At 72.2% G+C, this 21,375-nt stretch carries 26 protein-coding genes and 1 tRNA gene; 26 read left to right on the top strand and 1 reads right to left on the bottom strand.

All coding sequences use genetic code 11. From position 1 onward, the window contains the following. Positions 1 to 46 precede the first annotated feature (46 nt). The 26 genes from ACERMF_RS07875 (at position 47) to ACERMF_RS07750 (ending at position 20,980) form a co-directional block, all read left to right on the top strand. Complete coding sequence (locus ACERMF_RS07875) at positions 47 to 409, top strand: hypothetical protein (protein WP_373668505.1); 363 nt, start codon at positions 47 to 49, stop codon at positions 407 to 409. Between the two features lie 95 nt (positions 410 to 504). Continuing rightward, positions 505 to 744, top strand: a complete 240-nt coding sequence (locus tag ACERMF_RS07870; RefSeq protein WP_373668504.1) for a hypothetical protein — start codon at positions 505 to 507, stop codon at positions 742 to 744. A gap of 54 nt (positions 745 to 798) precedes the next feature. Continuing rightward, complete coding sequence (locus ACERMF_RS07865) at positions 799 to 1,017, top strand: twin-arginine translocase TatA/TatE family subunit (RefSeq protein ID WP_373668503.1); 219 nt, start codon at positions 799 to 801, stop codon at positions 1,015 to 1,017. Then, positions 1,001 to 1,786: a twin-arginine translocase subunit TatC gene (gene tatC, locus ACERMF_RS07860; protein WP_373668502.1), complete on the top strand. Its 786-nt coding sequence runs from the start codon at positions 1,001 to 1,003 to the stop codon at positions 1,784 to 1,786. Before ACERMF_RS07865 ends, tatC begins: the two co-directional genes overlap by 17 nt. After that, a complete protein-coding gene (locus ACERMF_RS07855) occupies positions 1,783 to 2,451 on the top strand; it encodes a hypothetical protein (protein WP_373668501.1) in 669 nt (222 codons plus the stop codon). Before tatC ends, ACERMF_RS07855 begins: the two co-directional genes overlap by 4 nt. 116 nt (positions 2,452 to 2,567) lie before the next feature. Continuing rightward, positions 2,568 to 5,321, top strand: a complete 2,754-nt coding sequence (locus ACERMF_RS07850; protein WP_373668500.1) for a DEAD/DEAH box helicase — start codon at positions 2,568 to 2,570, stop codon at positions 5,319 to 5,321. Between the two features lie 68 nt (positions 5,322 to 5,389). After that, positions 5,390 to 6,319, top strand: a complete 930-nt coding sequence (locus tag ACERMF_RS07845; RefSeq protein ID WP_373668499.1) for a diacylglycerol kinase family protein — start codon at positions 5,390 to 5,392, stop codon at positions 6,317 to 6,319. Positions 6,320 to 6,412: 93 nt separating this feature from the next. Beyond that, on the top strand, positions 6,413 to 7,531 hold the full coding sequence (locus tag ACERMF_RS07840; RefSeq protein ID WP_373668498.1) for a M24 family metallopeptidase: 1,119 nt from the start codon (positions 6,413 to 6,415) through the stop codon (positions 7,529 to 7,531). Between the two features lie 34 nt (positions 7,532 to 7,565). Then, a complete protein-coding gene (locus ACERMF_RS07835) occupies positions 7,566 to 8,021 on the top strand; it encodes a GNAT family N-acetyltransferase (protein ID WP_373668497.1) in 456 nt (151 codons plus the stop codon). After that, positions 8,018 to 9,163 (top strand): acyl-CoA dehydrogenase family protein, encoded by a 1,146-nt coding sequence (locus ACERMF_RS07830; protein ID WP_373668496.1) that lies wholly within the window; start codon positions 8,018 to 8,020, stop codon positions 9,161 to 9,163. The genes ACERMF_RS07835 and ACERMF_RS07830 overlap by 4 nt, the downstream gene beginning before the upstream one ends. After that, on the top strand, positions 9,156 to 9,488 hold the full coding sequence (locus ACERMF_RS07825; RefSeq protein WP_373668495.1) for a hypothetical protein: 333 nt from the start codon (positions 9,156 to 9,158) through the stop codon (positions 9,486 to 9,488). Before ACERMF_RS07830 ends, ACERMF_RS07825 begins: the two co-directional genes overlap by 8 nt. Positions 9,489 to 9,591: 103 nt before the next feature. Further along, positions 9,592 to 11,187 carry an amidohydrolase gene (locus ACERMF_RS07820; RefSeq protein ID WP_373668494.1) on the top strand — a complete coding sequence of 532 codons (1,596 nt, stop codon included), beginning with the start codon at positions 9,592 to 9,594 and terminating at the stop codon, positions 11,185 to 11,187. Between the two features lie 478 nt (positions 11,188 to 11,665). Continuing rightward, entirely contained in the window at positions 11,666 to 12,115 is a 450-nt protein-coding gene (locus tag ACERMF_RS07815) for a hypothetical protein (RefSeq protein ID WP_373668493.1), read from the top strand. Between the two features lie 17 nt (positions 12,116 to 12,132). Further along, positions 12,133 to 13,713, top strand: coding sequence for an apolipoprotein N-acyltransferase (lnt, locus tag ACERMF_RS07810; RefSeq protein WP_373668492.1), 1,581 nt, complete (start codon positions 12,133 to 12,135; stop codon positions 13,711 to 13,713). After that, positions 13,710 to 14,504, top strand: a complete 795-nt coding sequence (locus ACERMF_RS07805) for a polyprenol monophosphomannose synthase (RefSeq protein WP_373668491.1) — start codon at positions 13,710 to 13,712, stop codon at positions 14,502 to 14,504. The genes lnt and ACERMF_RS07805 overlap by 4 nt, the downstream gene beginning before the upstream one ends. 19 nt (positions 14,505 to 14,523) lie before the next feature. After that, positions 14,524 to 14,596 (top strand) — tRNA-Glu (locus ACERMF_RS07800). A gap of 159 nt (positions 14,597 to 14,755) precedes the next feature. After that, positions 14,756 to 15,955, top strand: coding sequence for an alpha/beta hydrolase family protein (locus ACERMF_RS07795; RefSeq protein WP_373668490.1), 1,200 nt, complete (start codon positions 14,756 to 14,758; stop codon positions 15,953 to 15,955). A 101-nt stretch (positions 15,956 to 16,056) separates the two neighbouring features. Beyond that, complete coding sequence (locus ACERMF_RS07790; protein WP_373668489.1) at positions 16,057 to 16,524, top strand: hypothetical protein; 468 nt, start codon at positions 16,057 to 16,059, stop codon at positions 16,522 to 16,524. Continuing rightward, complete coding sequence (locus tag ACERMF_RS07785; protein ID WP_373668487.1) at positions 16,521 to 17,294, top strand: inositol monophosphatase family protein; 774 nt, start codon at positions 16,521 to 16,523, stop codon at positions 17,292 to 17,294. Before ACERMF_RS07790 ends, ACERMF_RS07785 begins: the two co-directional genes overlap by 4 nt. 86 nt (positions 17,295 to 17,380) lie before the next feature. Beyond that, complete coding sequence (locus tag ACERMF_RS07780) at positions 17,381 to 18,424, top strand: RecB family exonuclease (protein WP_373668486.1); 1,044 nt, start codon at positions 17,381 to 17,383, stop codon at positions 18,422 to 18,424. Between the two features lie 65 nt (positions 18,425 to 18,489). Further along, positions 18,490 to 18,924 carry an SRPBCC family protein gene (locus tag ACERMF_RS07775; protein ID WP_373668485.1) on the top strand — a complete coding sequence of 145 codons (435 nt, stop codon included), beginning with the start codon at positions 18,490 to 18,492 and terminating at the stop codon, positions 18,922 to 18,924. A 2-nt stretch (positions 18,925 to 18,926) separates the two neighbouring features. Next, complete coding sequence (locus ACERMF_RS07770; protein ID WP_373668484.1) at positions 18,927 to 19,256, top strand: hypothetical protein; 330 nt, start codon at positions 18,927 to 18,929, stop codon at positions 19,254 to 19,256. 10 nt (positions 19,257 to 19,266) lie between these two features. Continuing rightward, positions 19,267 to 19,557, top strand: coding sequence for an antitoxin Xre/MbcA/ParS toxin-binding domain-containing protein (locus ACERMF_RS07765; RefSeq protein ID WP_373668483.1), 291 nt, complete (start codon positions 19,267 to 19,269; stop codon positions 19,555 to 19,557). Positions 19,558 to 19,723: 166 nt separating this feature from the next. Next, the gene (locus ACERMF_RS07760; protein ID WP_373668482.1) at positions 19,724 to 20,032 is read left to right on the top strand and encodes a cold-shock protein; all 309 of its coding nucleotides are present in this window, start codon (positions 19,724 to 19,726) and stop codon (positions 20,030 to 20,032) included. A 118-nt stretch (positions 20,033 to 20,150) separates the two neighbouring features. Next, complete coding sequence (gene clpS, locus ACERMF_RS07755) at positions 20,151 to 20,456, top strand: ATP-dependent Clp protease adapter ClpS (protein ID WP_373668481.1); 306 nt, start codon at positions 20,151 to 20,153, stop codon at positions 20,454 to 20,456. Continuing rightward, positions 20,453 to 20,980 (top strand): DUF2017 family protein, encoded by a 528-nt coding sequence (locus ACERMF_RS07750; protein ID WP_373668480.1) that lies wholly within the window; start codon positions 20,453 to 20,455, stop codon positions 20,978 to 20,980. Before clpS ends, ACERMF_RS07750 begins: the two co-directional genes overlap by 4 nt. Before the next feature lie 4 nt (positions 20,981 to 20,984). Here ACERMF_RS07750 and ACERMF_RS07745 read toward each other — a convergent pair whose 3' ends face one another. Next, positions 20,985 to 21,347 (bottom strand): hypothetical protein, encoded by a 363-nt coding sequence (locus tag ACERMF_RS07745; protein ID WP_373668479.1) that lies wholly within the window; start codon positions 21,345 to 21,347, stop codon positions 20,985 to 20,987. Positions 21,348 to 21,375: the final 28 nt, after the last annotated feature.

The raw sequence follows: 21,375 nt of genomic DNA, 5'->3' as shown, positions 1-21,375 counted from the left end.
CATGTCCGGCCGAAAGGTTGGTCACTGGCGCCGAAGGAGGCCCGACATGACCAGGATCCGCGCGAACTGCCCCGGTTGCGGCGAAGTCGACCTGACGCCGCCCGAGGTCACGTTGCGCATCGTCCGCGCTCCCGACGGACTCGTCGGCGAGGGCAGCACCTACCGCTTCCTGTGCCCCGACTGCGACGAACTGGTCACCAAGCCGGCCGACGAGCGCATCGCGCAGCTGCTCAGCAACGGCGACGTCCCGATCGAGGAGTTCGGCGACATCGACCAGCTGCTCGAGCTGCTGCTGCCGCCCCACCCCGAGGCGCCGGCCGACGCGCCGCGGCTCACCGCCGACGACCTGCTCGACCTGCACGAGCTGCTGGCCGGCGACGACTGGTTCGAGCGGCTGCTCGCTTCCTGACCCGTCGCGGCACCGGCCTAGACTCCGGGGCGCCTCCCAGCAGGGGGGCGCCCCGTTCCATGTCGCGCACCCGCGACCGCCACCGTCGAGGCCCCATGCCCGCGCCCGTCGTCTTTGTCGTGGTCGGCGTCCTGCTCGCGACCCTGCTCGCCCTCGTGGTGGTCGTGGTGGTGCTGGTACGTCGCCTCGCGCGCATGGCCGGTGAGATCCGTGACATCGAACGCCGCATCGGGCCGACGCTGGCGCAACTGCAACAGGATGCCGAGCTGACGACGTCCGAGCTCGACCGCGTCGGCGAGGCCCTGTCCCGTCTCGGTCGGGACGCGAACGGCTAGACTCGTTTCCGCGAGCGCACGTGTCCGCCAGCATCCACGACGGCAGGAAATCGCATGACCTTCCCGGGCGGTTGGGAACTCCTGGTCATCCTCTTCATCGTCCTGCTGCTCTTCGGTGCCAAGAAGCTGCCGGACCTCGCCGGTTCGGTCGGCAAGAGCATCAAGGAGTTCCGCAAGGCCTCCGACGAGGCGGACGCCGAATCCCGGGCCCGCGAGGAGTCGAGGGCCCACGAGGAGCGCCCGCCTGCCACGCCCCGTGACCCGGAGTCCTGACGCCATCGCCGAGGCGGACACCGCCGGTGAGATGACGCTGTTCGAGCATCTCGCCGAACTGCGGACGCGGCTCTTCCGGGCGTTGCTCGCTCTCGCCGTCGGCACGGTCGTCGGCTACATCGTCTTCCCCTGGGTGCTGCAGGCGTTGACCGAGCCCTACTGCCAGGCGCTGGCCGTCATCCGTCCCGAGGCGTCGTGCAACCTGGTTGCCCTGCGACCGCTCGAGCCGTTCTCGGTTCGGATGAAGACGGCGGTGGTGATCGGGTTGTTCGTCGGCGGGCCGGTGATCTTCTACCAGTTGTGGCGGTTCATCACGCCCGGGCTGACCCGCTCCGAGCGGCGGTACGCGCTGCCGTTCGTGGTGCTCAGTCAGGTCATGTTCGCGCTCGGCATCGGGTTCGCCTACCTCGTGATCCCGCAGGGGCTGCGCATCCTGCTCGGGATCGGTGGTCCCGACATCGAGACCCTGCTGTCGGCAAACGAGTACCTGTCGTTCTTCCTGACCACCTCGGTCGCGTTCGGCCTCGTCTTCGAACTCCCGCTGGTCCTGATCTTCCTCGCGCTGGTCGGGGCCGTGAAGTCGCACATGTTGCGCCAGTGGCGGCCCTACGCGGTGGTCCTCATCGTCATCGCCGCCGCCATCATCACGCCGACCACCGATGCGGTGACCCTGTTGCTCATGGCCGGCCCGATGATCCTGTTCTACGAGTTCTCGATTCTGGCGGCACGGCTGATCGAGCGTGCCCGCCGGCGTCGGAGCGAGCCATGAGCGCACCCGAGAAGACCCCGGGACTGACGGGGCACACCGGCGAGTTCGGCGACTCGACCATGATGCGCCTGCGCCGCGTGGTCTACCGCGCCCGGCGCGCCGGCATGGGCCGCGCCCTCGTCCTCACCGCGCTCGCGCTGGTGGCCGGCTTCCTGATCGGACGGGAGACCGCGCCCGAGTCCGGTCCCGGCGTGCGCCTGCAGTTGGAGCAGCAGGCACTGCCGCTGGTCTTCGACGCCGACGGGATCTGGAGCTCGTCCGGTGGCGACGCGCCCGCCGTCAGCGAGGCGATGGTGGCGCTGCGCAACGATGGAGACCCGACCGCCGTGACCGAAGGCCTGGAGCGGTGGCTCGTGGCCTACGACAACGTGCTGGGCCAGCTCGCCGCCGTCGACGTGGCGCCCGAGGGCCGCCCCGTGCAGCGACAGTTCATCACGGGCATCACCCTGTCCCGCGACGCCGTCGTCGTGCTCGGTCGGGCCGCGACGATCCAGGACGAGGACCGCCGGGCCGGTCTGCTCACCGAGGTGGCCCGACTGCGCATGCGCGGCGAACAGGTGGTGCAGTCGGCGCGGGCCGGCATCCACGACCTCGACGGGGGAGCGGCGCCGGTCGCACCGTTGCCCGACCTGCCCGATTTCCCCTCCCTGGACACCTCGGGCTGACCTCGGGCCGGCCGGGTGTCGGTGCCGCCGGTCGCGACCGGTCCGCACCAGCCCTTAGCCTTGCGTGGCCGCCGCCCGTGTGGCGCGGCACGTCCGACGAGCCAGGGGAACCGACAGTGGCCGACGCCATGGCGCACGACGACGAGGTTCGGCGGCCCGTGCTCGAGGACCCGGTGGTGGCCAGCTTCCTCGACGAGCTGGGGTTCGCGCCCGACGACTTCCAGGTGCGTGCCATCGAGGCACTGCTGGGCGGACGATCCGTGCTCGTCGCCGCTCCCACCGGCGCCGGCAAGACGGTGGTGGGCGAGTTCGCCTGCCACGAGGCCCTCCACCACGGTGGCAAGTGCTTCTACACCACCCCCATCAAGGCGCTGTCGAACCAGAAGTACCGCGACCTGGTCCAGCGCTACGGCGACGACAAGGTCGGCCTGCTGACCGGCGACCGGTCGGTGAACGGCGAGGCGCCGGTCGTCGTGATGACCACCGAGGTCCTGCGCAACATGATCTACGAGGCCTCGCCGACGCTGCGCGGGCTGCGGCACGTCGTGCTCGACGAGGTGCACTACCTCGCCGACCGCTCGCGGGGCGCGGTGTGGGAGGAGGTCATCGTCCAGTTGCCGTCGTCGGTGCAGTTGGCGGCGCTGTCGGCCACCGTCAGCAACGCCGAGGAGTTCGGCCGCTGGCTCGACGAGGTGCGTGATCACTGCGAGGTGGTCATCGAAGAGGCGCGTCCCGTCCCGCTCCGTCACCACTACTTCGTCAACGACAAGGTCTACGACACCTTCCGCGCCGGCCGCAAGGGCGGCGCCAGCCGCGAGCACCGGGAGCGGGCGGCCCAGGCACTGGGCGGCGTCCCCAATCCCGACGTGGTGATGCTCGAACGTCGGGCGCGCACGCGCAACCGCGTCAGCAACAAGGGCCGGCGCATGGGTCCCGACGTCCGGTTGCGATGGCCGTCGCGACCCCACGTCGTCGAGGAACTCGCGCACCGGGGCTGGCTCCCGGCGATCCTGTTCGTCTTCTCGCGGCAGGGCTGCGAGGACGCGGTGGCGCAACTGACCCAGGCCGGCGTGCGCCTGACCGACCGCCACGAACGCGACGAGATCGCCGCGACGGTCGACACGATGCTGGGCGACCTGCCGGCCGGCGACCTGCGGGTGCTGGGCTTCGACCGCTGGCGGGCCGCACTGCTCGACGGCATCGCTGCGCACCACGCCGGCATGGTCCCCGCCTTCAAGGAGACCGTCGAGGTCCTGTTCCAGCGCGGGCTGCTCAAGGTGGTCGTGGCGACCGAGACGCTGGCGCTGGGCATCAACATGCCGGCCCGGACGGTCGTCATCGAGCGGCTCGAGAAGTGGAACGGCGAGTCGCACGTGCTCCTCACACCGGGGGAGTACACCCAGCTCACCGGCCGTGCCGGCCGGCGCGGGATCGACACCGTCGGCCACGCCGTGGTGCTCTACCAGCGCGACCTCGACTTCCCGACCGTCGCCGGGCTGGTCGGCACCCGCACCTACCCGCTTCGCAGCTCGTTCGCGCCGTCGTACAACATGGCCGTCAACCTGCTGCGGCGCCACGACCTGGTCCAGGCCGAGGCGCTGCTCGGCGCGTCGTTCGCGCAGTTCGAGGCGGACGAGTCGGTCGTTCGCAGTGCCGAGAAGCTGACCGAGCTCGACGAGGCACTGGCCGGCTACGGCCGGCACCTGACCTGCGAGCTGGGGGACTGGGCGGCGTACTGGGACCTGCGTCGCTCCCTCAGCCGGCTCGAGAAGAGCGAGGCGAAGGCGCGTCGCCGAGCGGCCGAGGACCAGGTCCGCGCCGGTATCGCGGCCCTGTCGCCCGGCGACGTGCTGCACCTGCCCTGGACCGGTCGACGCGGGCTGGTCGCGGTGGTCGGGGTGCACATGACCAAGAAGGGCACCCCGTTGCTGCAGGTCGTCACCGACGAGCGTGCGCTGACCAAGGTCGGCCCGCGCGAACTCGACGGACCGCCGGTGCCCGTCGAGCGGATCCGCCTGCCGGGCAAGGGCAACCCGCGCCAAAAGGAATACCGCCGCGACATCGCGCTGCTGCTGCGCGGCCTCGAACCGCCGGGCATCGACGACGAGCAGCGCCCGACCCCGCGGCCGGCGGACGCCGGGCCGTCCGAGGAGGTCCGGGAGCTGCGCGAACAGGTGCGCCTGCACCCCTGTCACGGCTGCCCGGACCGGGCCGAGCACGAGCGGTGGCAGTACCGGGCCGACGACCTGCTCGACCAGGCCGCGACGCTGCGCCGCTCGATCGAGCGCGCGACCGGGTCCTTGGTGCGTCAGCTCCATCGGATCCTGCGGGTACTGACCCGACTCGGCTACCTCGAGGACGCCGAGGACGGGATCGCCCCCACCGACGAGGGGTTGCGCCTGGCCGGGATCTACAGCGAGGTCGACCTGCTGGTGGCCGAGGCGATCCGTCGCGGTGTGCTCGACGACCTCGATCCCGCCGAGGTGGCCGGCATCGCGTCGTTGTTCCTCTACGAGCCACGCGGCGGCGACCCGACCGAGCGGCCCGAACTACCAACGCTGGCCATCTACGAGGCCGTCGAGGAACTGCAGGAGCTCGCCGAGGAGTTGCGCGGCCACGAACGGGACGCCGGCGTCCGCCCGCTCCGTGACCTCGACGCGGGCTTCGTCGCGCCTGCCTACCGCTGGGCCTCCGGCGACGACCTCGACGAGGCCCTCGGCGGTCTCGACCTCACCGGCGGCGACTTCGTTCGGAACGTCAAGCAGGTCGCCGACCTGGTGGGGCAGCTGCGCAGCGTCGGCGGGGACCCGCTGTCGACCAACGCGGCCGACGCCGTCGACGCGTTGCGGCGCGGCATCGTCGAAGCCTGAGCGATCGTCCTCGGGGGTCCGGCGGGACGATTACCCTCCCGCCTCCCTCGTCTGGAGTCGCCCGCCCCGTGTCCCCACCGCTCGGTCCGCCGCTGCTCATCGCCAATCCGAGTGCCGGTGGCGGCCGCGAGGGCGTGCTGCCGCGACTGACGGCCGCACTCCATGCCCGCGGACTGGCACACGACGTGGTCGTCACCGACGGACGTGGTCACGCCACCGAGCTCGCACGCGCAGCGGTCGTCGACGACGGGCGGCGCTACGTGGTCGCCGTCGGCGGCGACGGCACGGTGCAGGAGGTGGTCAACGGCCTGGTCGACGCGGGGACGGGCGCCGTGCGCGGGGACGATCCCGTGCTCGGGGTGGTCGCGGGTGGTACCGGCTGTGACTTCGTGCGCACCTTCGGGCTCGATCGGGCTCCGGAGGTGATGGCCGACCACCTGCTCGGCGAGCAGACCCTGCCGATCGACCTCGGCCGGGTCCGCCTCGTCGGGCCCGACGGGACGCCGCGGACCGTGCTGTTCGCCAACGTCGCCGAGGCCGGCTACGGCGGCTCGGTGACCGCGCTGGCCAACCGACTTCCGCGGCGGCTCGGCACGGCCCGCTACGCCGCCGCGATCGTCGGGGCGGTCGTCCGCTTCCGCCGCGTCGACACGACCGTCACGGTCGACCAGGGCACGCGCACCGAACCGCTGTGCAACGTGGTGGTCGCCAACGGACAGTTCTTCGGCGGCGGCCTGCAGGTGGCGCCGCGGGCACTGCCCTACGACGACCTCTTCAACGTGCAGTCGTGGGGGGGCGCGCCCATCGACGTCCTGCGGGCAGCCCCGCAGCTGCGCAAGGGGACCCATCTCGGCCGCAGCGACGTGCGCGAATGGCAGTCGACCCGCGTGGAGGTGGCTGCGGATCGTCCGCTCGTCGTCGAGGCGGACGGCGAGGTCCTGGGGCGCACCCCGGCCAGCTTCGACCTGCTGCACCGGGTGTTGCGCCTCAAGCTCTGATCCGACGTCCGCCCGTGTTCTCCCGCTCGCGCTCCCGCCGGACGACGCCCTCCCTGTCGGCGCCTAGACTCGGCGCCCGAACGAGGAGGAACGGTGACCAGCGAAGCCAGCGTCGACCCGGCGACCGAGCGGGTGGTACGTGCGCAGCAGGCCATGCGGGACGCGGGTGTCGACGCCCTGTTGGTGGGTCCCAGCGCCGACCTGCGCTACCTCGTCGGCTACCACGCGCTCCCGCTCGAACGACTGACGTTGTTGGTCGTCCCCGCCGAGGGCGAGCCGTCGCTGGTCGTTCCCGGGCTCGAGGCGGCCCGTGCGCAGGACAGCGGCGCCGACCGGGTCGCACCGTTGCGACCGTGGGGCGAGACCGACGACCCGATCGCGCTGGTACGCGAGCTGCTGCGCAGTACCGGTGCCGACACCGGTCGCCTGGCGCTGCAGGACCGCCTGTGGACGTCGTTCACCCTGGCGTTGCAGGACGCGATGCCGACGGCCAGCTGGGTGCCCGGCTCGCGGATCATGCGCGAGTTGCGGCTACGCAAGACCGAGGCCGAGATCGCGGCGCTCCTTGACGTCGGCGCGGCCATCGACGCCGTGCACGCCGCCGTCCCCGACCTGCTCCGACCGGGCCGCACGGAGGCCGAGGTCGGACGTGACATCGGGGAACTGATCCTCGAAGACCACGACGAGATCAACTTCGTCATCGTGGCGTCCGGACCGAACGGCGCCTCGCCGCATCACGAGACGGGGGACCGGGTCCTCGCGACCGGCGACGCGGTCGTGGTGGACATCGGCGGTACCCGCAACGGCTACTGCTCGGACATGACCCGCGACTACGTGCTCGGACACGCTCCCGACGGCTACGCGGAGCTCCACGCGGTGCTCGAGGCGGCCCAGGAGGCCTCCGTGCAGTCGGTACGCCCCGGCGTCACCGCCGAGTCGATCGACGAGGCGGCCCGTTCGGTGATCCGTGACGCCGGCTACGGCGAGCAGTTCATCCACCGCACCGGGCACGGCATCGGGGTCGAGGAGCACGAGGAGCCCTGGATCGTCGGTGGCAACCGCGAACCGATCACGTCCGGGATGGCCTTCTCCGTCGAACCGGGGATCTACGTACCCGGGCGGTACGGCGCCCGCATCGAGGACATCGTCGTCGTCACCGAGGACGGCGTCGAACGGGTCAACCACCGCCCGCGCGGGATCGTGGTGTGCTGACCACCGCGTCCGACGGCGACAGAGGGCAGAGCAGATGACGCAGACGCCAGGCGGGGTCGAGGTCCGTCGCGCCCGGATCGAGGAGATCCGGCCGCTGGCCATCGAGTACCGCACCGAACAGGAGTCGTTGTACGGCGAGCCCGGCAACGCCCCGCTGCCGCAGGGCGGGATCTTCTGGCTCGCCGCGGACGCCGACGACGGGCGCGCGCTCGGCTACGCCGCCGGCACGCTGCGCCCCACCGGCTGCACCGTCGGCCCCATCTTCACCCGCGCCGACGCGCGCCGACGTGGCGTCGGCGAAGCCCTGTTGCTCGGCATCCAGGCCTGGGCGCAGCAGACCCGGGTTCCGGTCGTGGAGATCTCCGTCGCCGCCGACAACGAGGGCGGGCAGCGCTTCCTCGAGGCGCTCGGCTACGTCCCCCGGCGCGTGCTGATGTCGCTGACCCCCGACACCGCCCGCCACCGTCCCGAAACGACCGAGGGATCATGATCCACCGTCTTCCCGAGGAGCAGCAGGCGCTGCTCGAACTCGTCGAGGGGTTCACCCGCGAGGCCGTCGCGCCGCAGGCCTCCCAGTACGAGCAGGCGCACGAGTTCCCGCGTCCGCTGTTCGACCAACTCGCACGCATGGACCTGACCGGCCTGCCGTTCGGCGAGGACGTCGGCGGTTCCGGGCTGCCGTTCGCGACCTACCTGATGGTCGTCGAGGAGCTGTCGCGGGGCCTGCTCGCACTCGGGCTCGGGTTGTCGGTCCACACCCTGTCGACCTGGGGCATCGAGGCCCATGCGACGTCGGAGCAGCGCGGGCGTCTCGTGCCCGACCTGGTGACCGGGCGCATGCTCGGTGCCTACTCGCTGTCGGAGCCCGGGTCGGGGTCGGACGCCGCGGCGATGACCACCGTCGCGCGACGCGACGGCGAGGTCTACCGCCTCGACGGGGTCAAGGCCTGGGTGACCCACGGCGGCATCGCGGACCGCTACCTGGTCATGGCGCGCACCGGGGGCGAGGGTGCGCGCGGCATCTCGGCGTTCGTCGTCGACGCCGACCAGCCGGGGCTGACGGTGGCCGCGCCGGAGCAGAAGATGGGGATGTGGGCGTCGCCGACCGCGCAGCTGGTGTTCGACGACGCGCCGGTTCCCGCCGACCGGCTCGTCGGCGGCGAGGAGGGCACCGGGTTCCGTATCGCGATGGCGTCGCTCGACGGCGGTCGCCTGGGCATCGCGGCGTGCGCCACCGGGGTCGCACAGGCGGCGTTGGACACCGCGCTCGCCTACGCACGGGAGCGGGAGCAGTTCGGGCAGCCGATCGCCTCGTTCCAGGGCGTGAGCTTCATGCTGGCCGACATGGCGACCCGCACCGAGGCGTCGCGCACCCTGTACCAGTCGGCCGCGGACCGGCGCGACCACGGCTACGACGTGAGCAAGGTCGCGGCGATGAGCAAGCTGTTCGCGACCGACGCGACGATGCAGACCACGACCGACGCCGTGCAGGTCCTCGGCGGATACGGCTACACGACGGACTTCCCCGTCGAGCGCTACATGCGCGAGGCGAAGGTGCTGCAGATCGTCGAGGGCACCAACCAGATCCAGCGGCTGGTGATCGGACGCAAGCTCACCGGTTCCCGTGGCTGACGCCACCGAGTCCGACGGTCGGTCCCACGACCGCCGGCGCATGCGGTCGGCCCTGCGGCTGGTCGGCGCCGGCGCCGTCCTCGGCATCGTCGCGGCCGCCGGTCTCGGGGTCATCGGCGCCCCGGGGGGATCCGGCCTGATCGGGGTCCTGCTCGGGCTCGTGGTCGGCTGCGTGCTCGGCGCGATCCACCTCGCGGTGCTGAGCCTGGTCGACGAGGCCCGCCAACGGCCGGTGTCCGTGCGGCGTCCACTGACCTCGCTGGGACTGTTCGTCCTGGCCGGGTTGCTGCTCGTCCTGGTGGGGGGAGCCAGCCGCGCCCTGTGACGCAGCCGATGACGGCATCCGTGCGCCGCGGTGCCTACCATCGCGGCATCCGCCGCCGGGCACGCCGGCTCGCCGCCGACATCCGAGAGGTCGCAGCGCCCCCGTGGACACGCCTTCCAACGTCGGACGCGCCCCGTCCCCGACGCGCGGGACCCTGCTGGTCGCCGATCGGGTCATCACGCTGGGACATGCCCGTCAGGCCGCGCGGGCCGTCCTCGTACGGGGGAGCCGGGTCGTGTGGGTCGGCGACGACCCGCGGCAGGCACCGCCCCACGAGCACCGGCTGGATCTCGACGGCGGTGTGGTGGGCCCTGCCTTCGTCGACGCCCACGTCCACCTGACGCCCACGGGCCTCGGCCTCACCGGGCTGGACCTGTCGGGCGCACGCAGCGGCGAAGAGCTGCTGCACGCCGTCGGCAGCTACGCCAGCCAGCACACCGGCCGGGTGCTGTGGGGTCACGGCTTCGACCCCCATACCTACCCCGACCGGCTGCCGGATCCCGACCAGCTGGCCGAGGCCTCAGCGGGTGCGGCCCTGTTCCTCTCGCGCGTCGACGGGCACGCGAGCCTCGTGGACCGCAACACGCTCGCGTCGGCGCCGCTGGCCCGTGCCGAGGGCGTCGAACGTGATGCCGACGGGGTGCCGACCGGACTCCTGCGGCGCGAGGCCAACCACATCGTGCGTCGTTGGAGCGTCGGCGCCATGGCCGCCGAGGAGCTCGACGCCGCACGGCGGGCCGCGGTCCTGCACGCGGCCGCCCTCGGCGTGGCGTCCGTCCACGAGATGGGCGGACCCGACGTCATGGGGCTCGACGACTTCGACGCCTGGGTGACGGGGGACTGGCCCATCGAGGTGCTGCCCTACTGGGGCGGTCTGGACCTCGAGATCCCCGTTGCGCGTGACCTGCGCCAGGCCGGTGGCGACCTGTTCCTCGACGGCTCGCTCGGTTCGCACACGGCCGCCCTGTGCGCGCCGTACGCCGACCGACCGGCGACCTCGGGACACCTCGAACTCGACGACGGCACGCTCACCGACTGGTTCGAGGACGCCACGCGCGCCGGCCTGCAGACCGGCGTGCACGCGATCGGAGACGCCGCGATCCGCCAGGTCGTGCGTTGCTGGCGCGCGGTCGCCGACCGTCTCGACGGTGGCGGCACCGACGAGATCCGACGCCTGCGTCACCGCCTCGAGCACGGCGAGGTGCTCCCGCCCGACCTGTTCGACGACCTGGCCGAACTCGGACTGGTGGTCTCCGCCCAGCCGATGTTCGAACACCGCTGGGGCGGCAGCGAGGGCATGTACGCCTCGCGACTGGGCCCGGAGCGTGCGGCCTGGTCGAATCCGTATCGTGCGCTGGCCGACCGCGGGATCGGTCTGGCCTTCGGCTCCGACACCAACGTCACCACCATGAATCCGTGGGGCAGTGTGTGGGCGGCCGAGCACCGACATCATCCCGAGCACGAGGTCACCCGACTCGAGGCCGTCTCGATGTCCACCCTCGGGGGACGGCACGCGGCCCGCCAGGAACGCTGGGTCGGCGTCGTGCGCGCCGGGATGCGCGCCGACCTCGCGGCGTTCGAGGGCGACCCGTACGCCGCGGACGATCCCCGGGACGCCAGGTGCATCCTGACGGTCGTCAACGGTCGCGTCGCCCACGGCGACGCGCCCCTGCCCGTGGCGCCCGGCCGCGAGGTCTGAGCACATCCCGCGGCGCCGTGTCGGCCATCCGCTCGATTCGTGCACCTTCCGTGGAGCAACCGCGCGGCATGCGCAACCCGGCCGGTCACGCGCCGCGATCCGCTTGACGGCGGGCGCCCTCGCTGGTTGCTTGCCTTCCAGCGGCGGCGCTGCGGACCTTCCAGGGGAGTGGGCGGCCGGCCGAGGCGGACCGCGGGACTCGTTCCCCGGCGCCACGGCCGAGGACCCTCTTGGGAAGTTGCACGCTGCGGCGTGCACCCGCTCAGTAGACAACGTGGCCGGTCAGCCGTACCGATCGCGCCACGGCCCCAACGGCGGCGTGTCACGCCCGATCATCCGGAGGGTCCGAGCCGTCAGCGGCCGGACCCTCCGGAGTACGTGCCACCGCCGCGATCATCTTGCGCGCGGGGTGGCGCTCTGGTACGAAGCGCGCCCGCACGTCCCGTCCAGGACGTTGGACCGGCGCAGGAGTACGTCCGTGGCAGCGCGCAAGAGCACCTCCGGCGAGGACGAGGTCCTCCTCGACGAGGTCGACGCGACCGAGGTCGACGACGACGCCTTCGCCGACGACGACGCCGACGGCGACGTTCTCGAAGACGATGCCTTCGAGGACGACCTCGACGGCGACGGGGACGAGGAGCTCGAGGACGACACGCTCGAGGGGGACGAGGAACTGACCGTCCCGACACCCACCGACGACGAGGGCGACGACGACGAGGAAGAGGTCGCGGCCCTGCCCGCGACCGTCACCTTCGACGACGACGAGGACGAGATCGTCGCTGCCGTGGCGGGCGACGACGACGAGGACGACGACGACGAGATCGACGGCGTCCGCGAGGGCGAGTTCGTCTGCCGCTCGTGCTACATGGCCAAGCTCGAGACCCAGCTCGCCGACCCGGAGCGCATGTTCTGTCGCGACTGCGCCTGAAGCCGCGCGCGGTGGCCGTGGCCCCGCTCGTGGCTCCCGCGCTCGCGGCGGCCGCCGGGCTCGCGGTCCTCGCGTCGCACCCGCCGCTGGCGTGGTGGTGGGTCAGCTTCCTCGCCCCGGCACTGCTGCTGGCCGCACTCGAGCACGACGTCTCGACCGCGCGGGCGCAGGGCCGGCGTCCCCGACCGTTCCGGCTCGGGTTGCTCAGCGGCCTGGCGACCTTCGCGCCGATGCTGTCGTGGCTGGTCCTGCCGGCCGGCTACCTCGCCTGGGGCCTGCTCGCCACCGTGCAGGCCGCCTTCTTCGGAGTGCTCGCCGTCGTCGTCCGGCCGTTGCTGCGGAGCGTCTGGCTGCCCGTGGCCACCGCCGTCGGATGGGCCGGTGTGGAGGCCTGGCGGGCCATCTGGCCGCTCAACGGTTTCGACTGGGGCGCCATCGCCTACGCGCACGTGGACGGCTCGTGGCTGATGCCGGTCGCCCGGCTCGTCGGCGGCCGTGGGATCACGCTGCTCGTGGTCCTGATCGGCGCGGCCGCCTACGTCGTGGTGCGTGACACCGCTCAGGGGCTGCTCGCACGCGAGTCCGGGCCGGTCGAGCACGCCGTCGCCGGTGCCCGTGTGCCGGTGCTGGTGCTGGTCGCCGCGCTGCTGGTGTCCGTCCTGGCGACCATCGAGCCACCCGCCAGCACGGGCAGCCTCGACGTCCTGGCCGTGCAGGGCAACGACATCCGTCACTGGGAGGAGGACGTCGCCGAGCCGTCGTTGCGGATCACGACCCAGATGCGCGACCAGACCCTCGCGGCTACGGAGAGCGGTCCGCCGCCGGAGCTGACCGTGTGGCCCGAGGCGAGCATCGACACCGATCCTTTCACCGAGCGGGGCGCCCGGTTCCTGCCGCTGCTCGAGGAGTCGGCGGCGACGTCGCGGTACCTGCTGGCCGGGATGAACCTCGACGGTCCCGATCCGCGGACGGGATTCTGGCGCACCCAGCTGCTCGTCGACGGGGACGGCGCGCCCGTCGGCCGCTACGACAAGCGCCGGGTGGTGCCCTTCGGGGAATACATCCCGATGCGGACCTACCTCGACTGGTTCCCGCCGTTGCGCCAGATCCCGCGCGACATCCTGCCGCACCCCGAACCGCACCTGGTCGAGGTCGGCGACGTCCCCGTCGCCGTGCTCATCTGTTTCGAGACGCTGTTCACCGGGGTGACGCGGACGAACGTGCTGGCACAGGACACGCCGGCGCGGATCATCATCGCGGCCACCACCGACGCCTCCTACGGCGAGAGTGCCGAGCCCTACCAGCACCTGGCCCAGAGTCGGCTGCGGGCGGTCGAGACCGGCCGGTGGGTCGTGCACGCGGCCCTGTCGGGCGCGTCGGCGTTCGTCGGACCCGACGGCCAGGTCGAACAGACGACCCCGCTGTTCACCCAGACCAGCATCCGCATGGACGTGCCGCTCGTGGACGGGCTCACGCCCTACCTCGTCATCGGCGACGTCGTCGGCTGGGCCACCAGGGTCGGGGTGCTCCTGCTGCTGCTCCTGGCGTTCGGGCAGCGTCGCCTGGCCGGGGCCAGGACCCGGGAGCCGGTGGCATGACGCGCGTGCTGGTCGTCGTCCCGACCTACGAGGAGCGCGGCACCATCGCCGAACTGGTCGCCGCCGTGCGCACCGGGGCCGCCGCACCCGACGTCCTGGTCGTCGACGACGCCAGCCCGGACGGCACCGGCGACGTCGCCGACGCCCTCGCGGCGGCGGACACGTCCGTCCACGTGCTGCACCGGCCGGCGAAGGCCGGCCTCGGACCCGCCTACCGGGCCGGGCTGCGGTGGGGACTCGATCACGGCTACGACGTCCTGGTCGAGATGGATGCCGACCTGTCACACGACCCGGCCGAGCTGCCGGCGCTGCTGTCGGCGCTGGCCGGGGCCGACGTGGTCATCGGCTCCCGCTACGTCGCGGGAGGCGACGTCCGACGCTGGACCTCGGGCCGGCTGGCGCTCTCGACCTGGGGCAACCGCTACGTCCGCGGGATGACCGGCCTGCCGGTCCGCGACGCCACCAGCGGCTACCGCGCTTTCCGGGCGGCGGTCCTGCAGGCCATCGCGGTCGACGAGCTCACCTCGGACGGGTACGCATTCCAGGTCGAGACGGCGTTGCGGGCCTGGCGCGCCGGGTTCACCATCCGCGAGGTGCCCATCACCTTCGTCGAACGACGCGAGGGTGCGAGCAAGCTGTCGCGACGTGTCGTCGTCGAGGCGGCCTGGCGCGTCCCCGCCTGGAGCCTCGGCACGCGCACCCTTTCGCGACGGCCGGGAGAGGTGCATCCCGACTCGGTGGTGCGGGAGCGCCGCGGCGGCGCGTCGCCGCCGTCCCCCTCGACGCGATAGCCTCCCGCCCGCGCATCGGGGCCCCGTCGTCCAGCGGCCTAGGATCCCACCCTTTCAAGGTGGTGACGCGGGTTCGAATCCCGTCGGGGCTACGCGCACAGACCGGGGGTCGGCTCGTGCCGGCCCCCGGTCGACGTTTCGCACCTGCACCCGTGCCACCAGCGCACCGGAGGGTCGATCGTCGGGGGTCCCGGCCGGCGGGGTCACGGCTCCGCCCGTATCCCGGGAAGACGTCGACACCAGGAAGCTCGATGTACCCGCGTCCCCTCCGCCGCCGTCGACCGGGCCGTGGGTTCGCCGCCGCCGTCGTCGCGGCCGCGGTGGTGCTCGCGGCGTGCGATGCCGACGGCGGGGACGGCCCGCACGGGCAGACGCCCGGGGCGGGCGACGAGGCCGCGGAAGGCGATGCACGCGGGCCGGACGGCGCTCCGCCCGATGCCGCCGCCATCGTGGAAGCGGCCGCCGAGGCACCCCGTCTCGAGGGGGTCGGCGACGCGAGCGACTACGTCGACGACTTCGGCGCCGAGGGGCTCCAGCGATGGCAGGAGGAGGTGCCGGGCATCGAGGACGTCACGATCACCTCGAGCGCGGACGGGGCCGAGCAACCGCTGCTGTGGCTGCCTCCCTCCGACGAGGGCGCGCCACTGCTCGTGGCGCTGCACACCTGGAGCACGCCCTACCTGCAGCACCTCGACATCCCGTTCGGACGCTGGGCGCAGGAGCAGGGTTGGGGGCTGTTGCATCCCGACTTCCGCGGCGCGAACGACAATCCCGAGGCAACCGGCTCCGACCTCGCCGTGCAGGACGTGGTGGATGCCATCGACTTCGCCGTCGAGGAGGGCGGCGTCGACCCCGGGCGCGTCTACACGATCGGGTTCTCCGGCGGCGGGATGCTCGCGCTCCTGCTGGCGGGAAGACATCGGGACTGCGTGTCCGGTGCGGTCGCCTGGGCGGCCAACTACGACCTCGTGGACTGGCACCGGCACACCGCCGAGCAGTTCCCCGAGGACGACTACGCCGAGTGGCTCGAGTCGTCGTGCGGAGGAGACCCCTCGGAGGATCCCGCCGCCGAGGAGGCGTGCCTCCACCGCAGCCCCAGGGCGCACCTCGACGGTGCCCGCGACGGTGGCGTCCCGGTCTACCTCGCACACGGGCTGCAGGACGAGCTGGTGCCGCCCGACCACAGCGTGCGGGCGTTCGACCAGCTCGCCGACGAGGAACATCGCCTGGGGGACGACGTCGCCGAGACCGTGCGCGGCCACGAGTTGCCCGATGATCTGGCCGGGGAGCTCGGCATCGAGCCGCTGTTCGCCGATGACGACCCCGAGGTCGTGTTCGCGCGTGCCTCTGGGCCCGTCATGCTGGTGTTGTACGAGTCCGACCACGACCTCACCTACCACCCCGGTCTGCAGTTCCTCCACGGGCTGGACGCGGTGCGCGCGGGACGGTGAGGACCGGGGCCGACGACGACGTGCCGTGCGCCGAGCGGCCGCCCGAGGGCGCGGCAGCTACCCTGCTCGGTCACGTCCCCGCGTCGCAAAGGAAGCCCAAGGTGGCCACCAAGATCGAGGTCCAGGTCCCCGTCGAGCGGCAGAAGGCCGCCCAGGCGGCGGGCAACTTCGAGCTCGAGGACCTGCCCGGCCGTCTCGCGACGCCAGACGCGGCCGTCCGGGTCGGCAAGACCCCCAAGGCCGACAAGGCGCTCAAGACCGTTCGGTCGCTCAACGGCATCACCAAGCTCAACCCCGACCAGGTGATCGCCAACTACGGTCGTTCGGAGTCGCGCTGGGCCACCGCGTTCCAGAAGCGCCGTGCCGGTGCCGCCGAGTTCCACGAGCTGCTCAGCTACGCGCGGCAGATCATCGGCCTCGACGCCGAGGGTCAGCTGCAGATCTGCCTGATGGGCCACGCCGGACAGGGTCCGTGCATCCCGCTGTGGGTGCCGCGCGAAGAGGTCACCCTCACCGTGCAGCCCAACGACATCATCCTGCGCTTCGACGACATGTCCTTCGACTGGTGACCCGGCTCGACGCCGAGCTCGCCTTCGCGCACGACCTGGCCGACCTCGCCGACGCCCGTACCGGTGCGGCGTTCGGCGGCCGCCAGCACGCCGACACCAAGGCGGACGGCACCTGGGTGACCGCGGTCGACGTCGAGGTCGAGCGGACGCTGCGTGAAGCGATCCGGCGCCGCTTCCCCGATCACGCGGTGCTGGGGGAGGAGGACGGGCTGGCGGGGCCGGCCGGAGCCCCGACGTGGGTGATCGACCCCATCGACGGCACCAGCAACTTCGTGAAGGGCAACCCGGTCTTCGCCACGCTGATCGGTCTGCGGGTCGACGACGACGACGTCCTCGGCGTGGTCTCGGCACCGGCCCTTCGGTCACGCTGGGCGGGCGTGGTCGGTGTCGGCGCCGACCACAACGGCCATCCGATCCAGGTCAGCGACGTCGCCGATCTCGCCAGCGCCGAGATCGCGTTCGGCGGCCTGGACTACTTCCGTGACAAGGGCCACGGCGACCTCGTGGCGGAGCTCGCCGCCCGCACCGGTCGCCAGCGCGGGTACGGCGACTTCTGGCAGCACTGCCTCGTCGCGTCCGGTAGCACCGACATCGCCATCGAGGCCGAGGTCAACCTGTGGGACCTCGTCGCGGTCAAAGCGGTCGTGGAGGCGGCCGGCGGGCGCTTCACCTCGCTGGACGGCACCCGTACCGCCGACGGCGGGGACGCCCTGAGCACCAACGGCCACCTGCACGACGAGGTGCTGGCGATCGTGGCCGCACACCGGTAGGGACCCGGCCGGCGTCGGCGTCGCCGGCGTCCACAGCGGCCCGGGAAATGACCGGTGGGGTCACGGTTGGTGGTTACCCTCGGGTCATGGGTGAGACGACGGTGGACGAGACGGCAGCGACGACGGGCCCTGTGGTGCCCGAGGGTCCGGACGGGGCGCTGCGGCTGCTCGACGTCGAAGGGGCGCCGCCCGGCACCTTCGGTGAGCTCGAGCCCGATTCGCCGCCGCTGATCGACGCCGAGGGCCGGGTCCGCCTGTCGTTCTCGCGCGTCGACGCCTACGAGAACTGCCCGCGGCGCTTCCGGTATGCCTATGTCGACAAGTTGCCGGGCCGGCCCGGCCCGCACCTGTCGTTCGGCACCTCCATCCACGCCGCGCTCGAGGACTTCTACGACCGCAAGCTGCCGTCGTGCCCGACCGAGAACGAGCTGCTCGGCTTCCTCTACGCACGATGGGACAGTTCCGGGTTCGCGCACCTGCCACGCGACGAACAACTCGCCTTCTACCGCCACGCCCAGGACATCCTGCGCCGCTACCACCGGCGCGCGGCGCCGACCTACCGGCTGCCCGCCGACACCGAGGTCTGGTTCGAGCTGCCGATCGGTTTCGAGGCGACCGTGGTCGGTTCCATCGACCGGGTCGACGTCGACGACGAGGGGCGCTTCCACGTCGTCGACTACAAGACCAACCGCAAGGTCAAGAACCGCGAACGGGTGGCGCAGTCGCTGCAGCTGGCGATCTACGCGCTCGCCTGCCGGCACCTGTTCGGCGTCCTGCCCGCCACGGTGTCGCTCGACTTCGTCGTCCCGGGCGTGGTGATCACGGTGCCGCTCGAGGACCTCGACCTCGACGCGGCGCGCGAGGCGGTGCTCGCCACCGCGCGCGCGGTCCGCGAGGAGCGCTACGAGCCCACCCCCAACCGGCTGTGCGACTGGTGCGACTTCCGCGCCCTGTGCCCCGCGTGGCAGGAGGGCGGGTCCGACGAGCTGCTCGGTCCGGCGGTCGAGCAACTGCAGCAGCTGCGTCGCCAGGTCGTGCGGGACGTCCGGACCCTGCGCGAGCTCGAGGCGGGTGTCGCCCGCATCGCCGACGAGTTGGCCACCGACGACCGGTCCGCGACCCACCGGTAGGCTCGTCGCCGTCTGCGACGCTTCGCAGGCACACCACGGAAACGTCGGCGAAAGTGCGAACGGCAATGGGCGAGCGCGTCAGCGACGAAGCCAACGTCGCGGCTCCGATCGACACGGTGTGGAACACCATCACCGACCTCGCCGCCTATCCCGAATGGGCCGAGGGCGTGCTCGAGGCCGAGGTGCTGACCACGGACGGCGACGGCTACCCGGAGACGGCGCGCTTCCGGGTCGACGCCAGGGTCGCCGAGGTGGCCTACACCCTGCGCTACACCTACGACGACTACGACGTGCGGTGGACCCTGATCGAGGGCGAGACGATCTCGCAGCTCGACGGTGCCTACGAGCTGGCGCAGACCGACGGCGGTACGCGCGTGCGCTACCTGCTCGAGGCGGACGTCGACCTGCCCCTGCCCGGATTCCTCAAGAAGCGCGCCGCCAAGCAGATCCTCGACCAGGGGCTGCGAGGCCTCAAGTCCCGGGCCGAGGCGCAGGCCTGACCATGCCCCGCGACGAGACCGAGGCCGCCTACTTCACGTTGCTTCGGGCGCGCGAGGATCTCGCGTCGCTGCACCGCTACGAGGAGTACCTGCACGACGAGATCCGACGGCTGCGCCGTTTCGTCAGCGAGGGCGAGGCACTGGCCGACCCGGTCGACCAGCGCCTGCGCCGGGCGCTGCGGCACACCGAGCAACCGCTGCTCGACGCGGTCCGTGCGCGCATCGCGGTCATCGCCGACGAGCAGTCACGGCTGCCCGACCGCGTGGTCGCCGCCGAGGAGTTCGTCGCCGACTGCGAACGTGAGCACGACCGCCTGCGTCAGGGCGGCTGAAAGGCCGGCGGTGTACCGCGACGATCCACTGGACGACGAACTCGAGCTTCGGGCCATCATCGGCGACGACGCCGTCGACACGTTGCACGAGGCCGACCTCGACCACGAACGGCACCCGGTCGAGGTCGCCCTCGACGTGCTGCGGGTCCTGCAGGGCTGGGTCGACGAGTCCGCCACCGCCCGCTGGTTCACCCAGCCCCAGAAGCGGCTCGATGGGCGCACCCCGATCGAGGCGCTCCGCGGCGGCGCGTTCGAGGAGGTCGAGGACGCCGGTCGGGCGTGGGCGGCGGCGCACGGCTGACCGCCACCGGGAGTGTGCGTGCGCGTCACCTGCTGCGAGCCGCTACGCTGCCGCACTCGCGGTGCCCTGGCGTGCCGCCGTTCCGCGGTGCGGTCTGCGTCGCTCCACCAGAGCGGACCCCCCGCCGACATCTTCGACTTCATCTCCCACCGAGGTAGCCCTGCCCATGCCCACCGGACGCGTCAAGGTCTTCAACGCCGACCGCAACTTCGGCTTCGTCACCACCGCTGACGGCGACGAGCTCTACGTCGCCGGCGACCAGGTCAACGGCGGCGCCGCTCTGCGCTCGGGTGACGAGGTCGAGTTCGAGGTCGGTGAGAGCGAAGGTGGCCGCCGTGCCGCGACCGCCGTCACCGTCACCAAGCAGGCGCCCGCCGACAACCCCGTGGGTCGCACGATGGCGCCCCCGCCGTCGTGGGAAGAGCTCGAGGAGCGCGAGCGTCAGCGCCGTATGGCGCGTCGCCGTCGCCGCTGAGACCACGACACGCGCAGCCGTGTCCTCCACGACCGTCGCCGGCACGATCGGCGGCGGTCGTCGTCGTCTCCGGGGTACCGTCGCCGGGAACGCACGCCCGGTGACCGGAGGTGGAGGGGTGCGGCTCGCCGGCCCGGCTGCGACCCCGGTCAAGGACCGTGAGCAGCAACTTGAGGACGTCGCCCACCGCGACCGCCCCTGGGACGTCATCGTCTGGGACGACCCGGTCAACCTGATGTCCTACGTCGTGTTCGTCTTCCGCCGCGTGTTCGGGTTCTCCGAGGACGTCGCCCGCAAGCTGATGCTCGAGGTGCACCAGAAAGGCAAGGCGCTGGTCGCCTCGGAGCCACGCGAGCAGGCCGAGCTCTACGTCCAGCAGCTGCACGGCTACGGCCTGCAGGCGACGATGCAGCGTTCCTCGTGACCCGCGCCTTCAAGCGCCAGGGCGAGACGATCCGGATGCAGCTCGAACCGGTCGAGGTCGAACTGCTGCACTCGGTCCGCGACGGGCTGCGCGAGTCGCTGCTCGGCGGCGACCACGACGATCCGATCGTACGACGGCTGTTCCCGACCGCCGTGAGCGGTGACGAGCAGGCCGACCACGAGCTGCGGCGGCTGCTGTACGACGACCTCCTGCAGGCGCGCCTGGTGGGTCTCGAGGAGCTCACCAGCCTGCTCGACCGTGGCGTCGAGCACCGCGGCCATCTGCGGGTGCGGCTGACCGCCGAGGAGGCGGCGCTCGTCCTCGGCGTCATCAACGACCTGCGCCTGGCCATCGGTGCCAGGATCGGGATCGAGGACCTCGAGCGGGACGACGTCGACCCCGAGGATCCCGTCGCCTACCGGCTGGCGGTCATGGACCACCTCGCCTGGCTGCAGGAACAGCTGCTGGCCGTGCTCGATCCGGCCTCGGTCGCCCACTACGGTGGGGCCGACGACGACGCGTGACGCGTCAGTTGCGCCCGGCCAGGCGCGCCGCGAGGTCCTCGGCGGCGGCCAACACGGCGACCTCGACCTTGCGCGAGCCGGCGGAGAGGTCCTCGGCGGTCTCGCTCATGACCTGCGCGAGCTGCGGCGTGCCCCAGCGTCCGCCGTCGACCGTTGCGGCCTCCCGACGGTCCTCGGCCTCGCGACCCCAGTAGACCGCGTCCTCGCCCGCGATCCCGGCGATCACGTCGAAGCGTTGCCGCAGCGCGACGGCGTCCTCGAGGGGGAGTGGTTCGCGGACCCAGCGGTGGCGTTCGAGGGTGACGATCGCGGCGAACAGCAGCGCCGCGTCGTCCGCGTCGAGGTAGAGGTCCCACACCGAGGGCACGGCATCAGCTTTCTTCGCGGGCGCTGGC

It is taken from the genome of Egicoccus sp. AB-alg6-2, from assembly GCF_041821025.1.
Classification (GTDB): Bacteria; Actinomycetota; Nitriliruptoria; order Nitriliruptorales; family Nitriliruptoraceae; genus Egicoccus.
This window is presented reverse-complemented; position numbering and strand designations above follow the sequence as displayed.

Excerpts from the sequence above, each read along its gene's own strand:
- ACERMF_RS07805 (WP_373668491.1), top strand. The coding sequence starts at position 13,710 with ATGACGCGCGTGCTGGTCGTCGTCCCGACCTACGAGGAGCGCGGCACC.
- ACERMF_RS07795 (WP_373668490.1), top strand. The coding sequence starts at position 14,756 with ATGTACCCGCGTCCCCTCCGCCGCCGTCGACCGGGCCGTGGGTTCGCC.
- ACERMF_RS07770 (WP_373668484.1), top strand. The coding sequence starts at position 18,927 with ATGCCCCGCGACGAGACCGAGGCCGCCTACTTCACGTTGCTTCGGGCG.
- ACERMF_RS07875 (WP_373668505.1), top strand. The coding sequence starts at position 47 with ATGACCAGGATCCGCGCGAACTGCCCCGGTTGCGGCGAAGTCGACCTG.
- ACERMF_RS07830 (WP_373668496.1), top strand. The coding sequence starts at position 8,018 with ATGATCCACCGTCTTCCCGAGGAGCAGCAGGCGCTGCTCGAACTCGTC.
- ACERMF_RS07865 (WP_373668503.1), top strand. The coding sequence starts at position 799 with ATGACCTTCCCGGGCGGTTGGGAACTCCTGGTCATCCTCTTCATCGTC.
- ACERMF_RS07835 (WP_373668497.1), top strand. The coding sequence starts at position 7,566 with ATGACGCAGACGCCAGGCGGGGTCGAGGTCCGTCGCGCCCGGATCGAG.
- ACERMF_RS07870 (WP_373668504.1), top strand. The coding sequence starts at position 505 with ATGCCCGCGCCCGTCGTCTTTGTCGTGGTCGGCGTCCTGCTCGCGACC.
- ACERMF_RS07775 (WP_373668485.1), top strand. The coding sequence starts at position 18,490 with ATGGGCGAGCGCGTCAGCGACGAAGCCAACGTCGCGGCTCCGATCGAC.
- ACERMF_RS07855 (WP_373668501.1), top strand. The coding sequence starts at position 1,783 with ATGAGCGCACCCGAGAAGACCCCGGGACTGACGGGGCACACCGGCGAG.
- ACERMF_RS07780 (WP_373668486.1), top strand. The coding sequence starts at position 17,381 with ATGGGTGAGACGACGGTGGACGAGACGGCAGCGACGACGGGCCCTGTG.
- ACERMF_RS07760 (WP_373668482.1), top strand. The coding sequence starts at position 19,724 with ATGCCCACCGGACGCGTCAAGGTCTTCAACGCCGACCGCAACTTCGGC.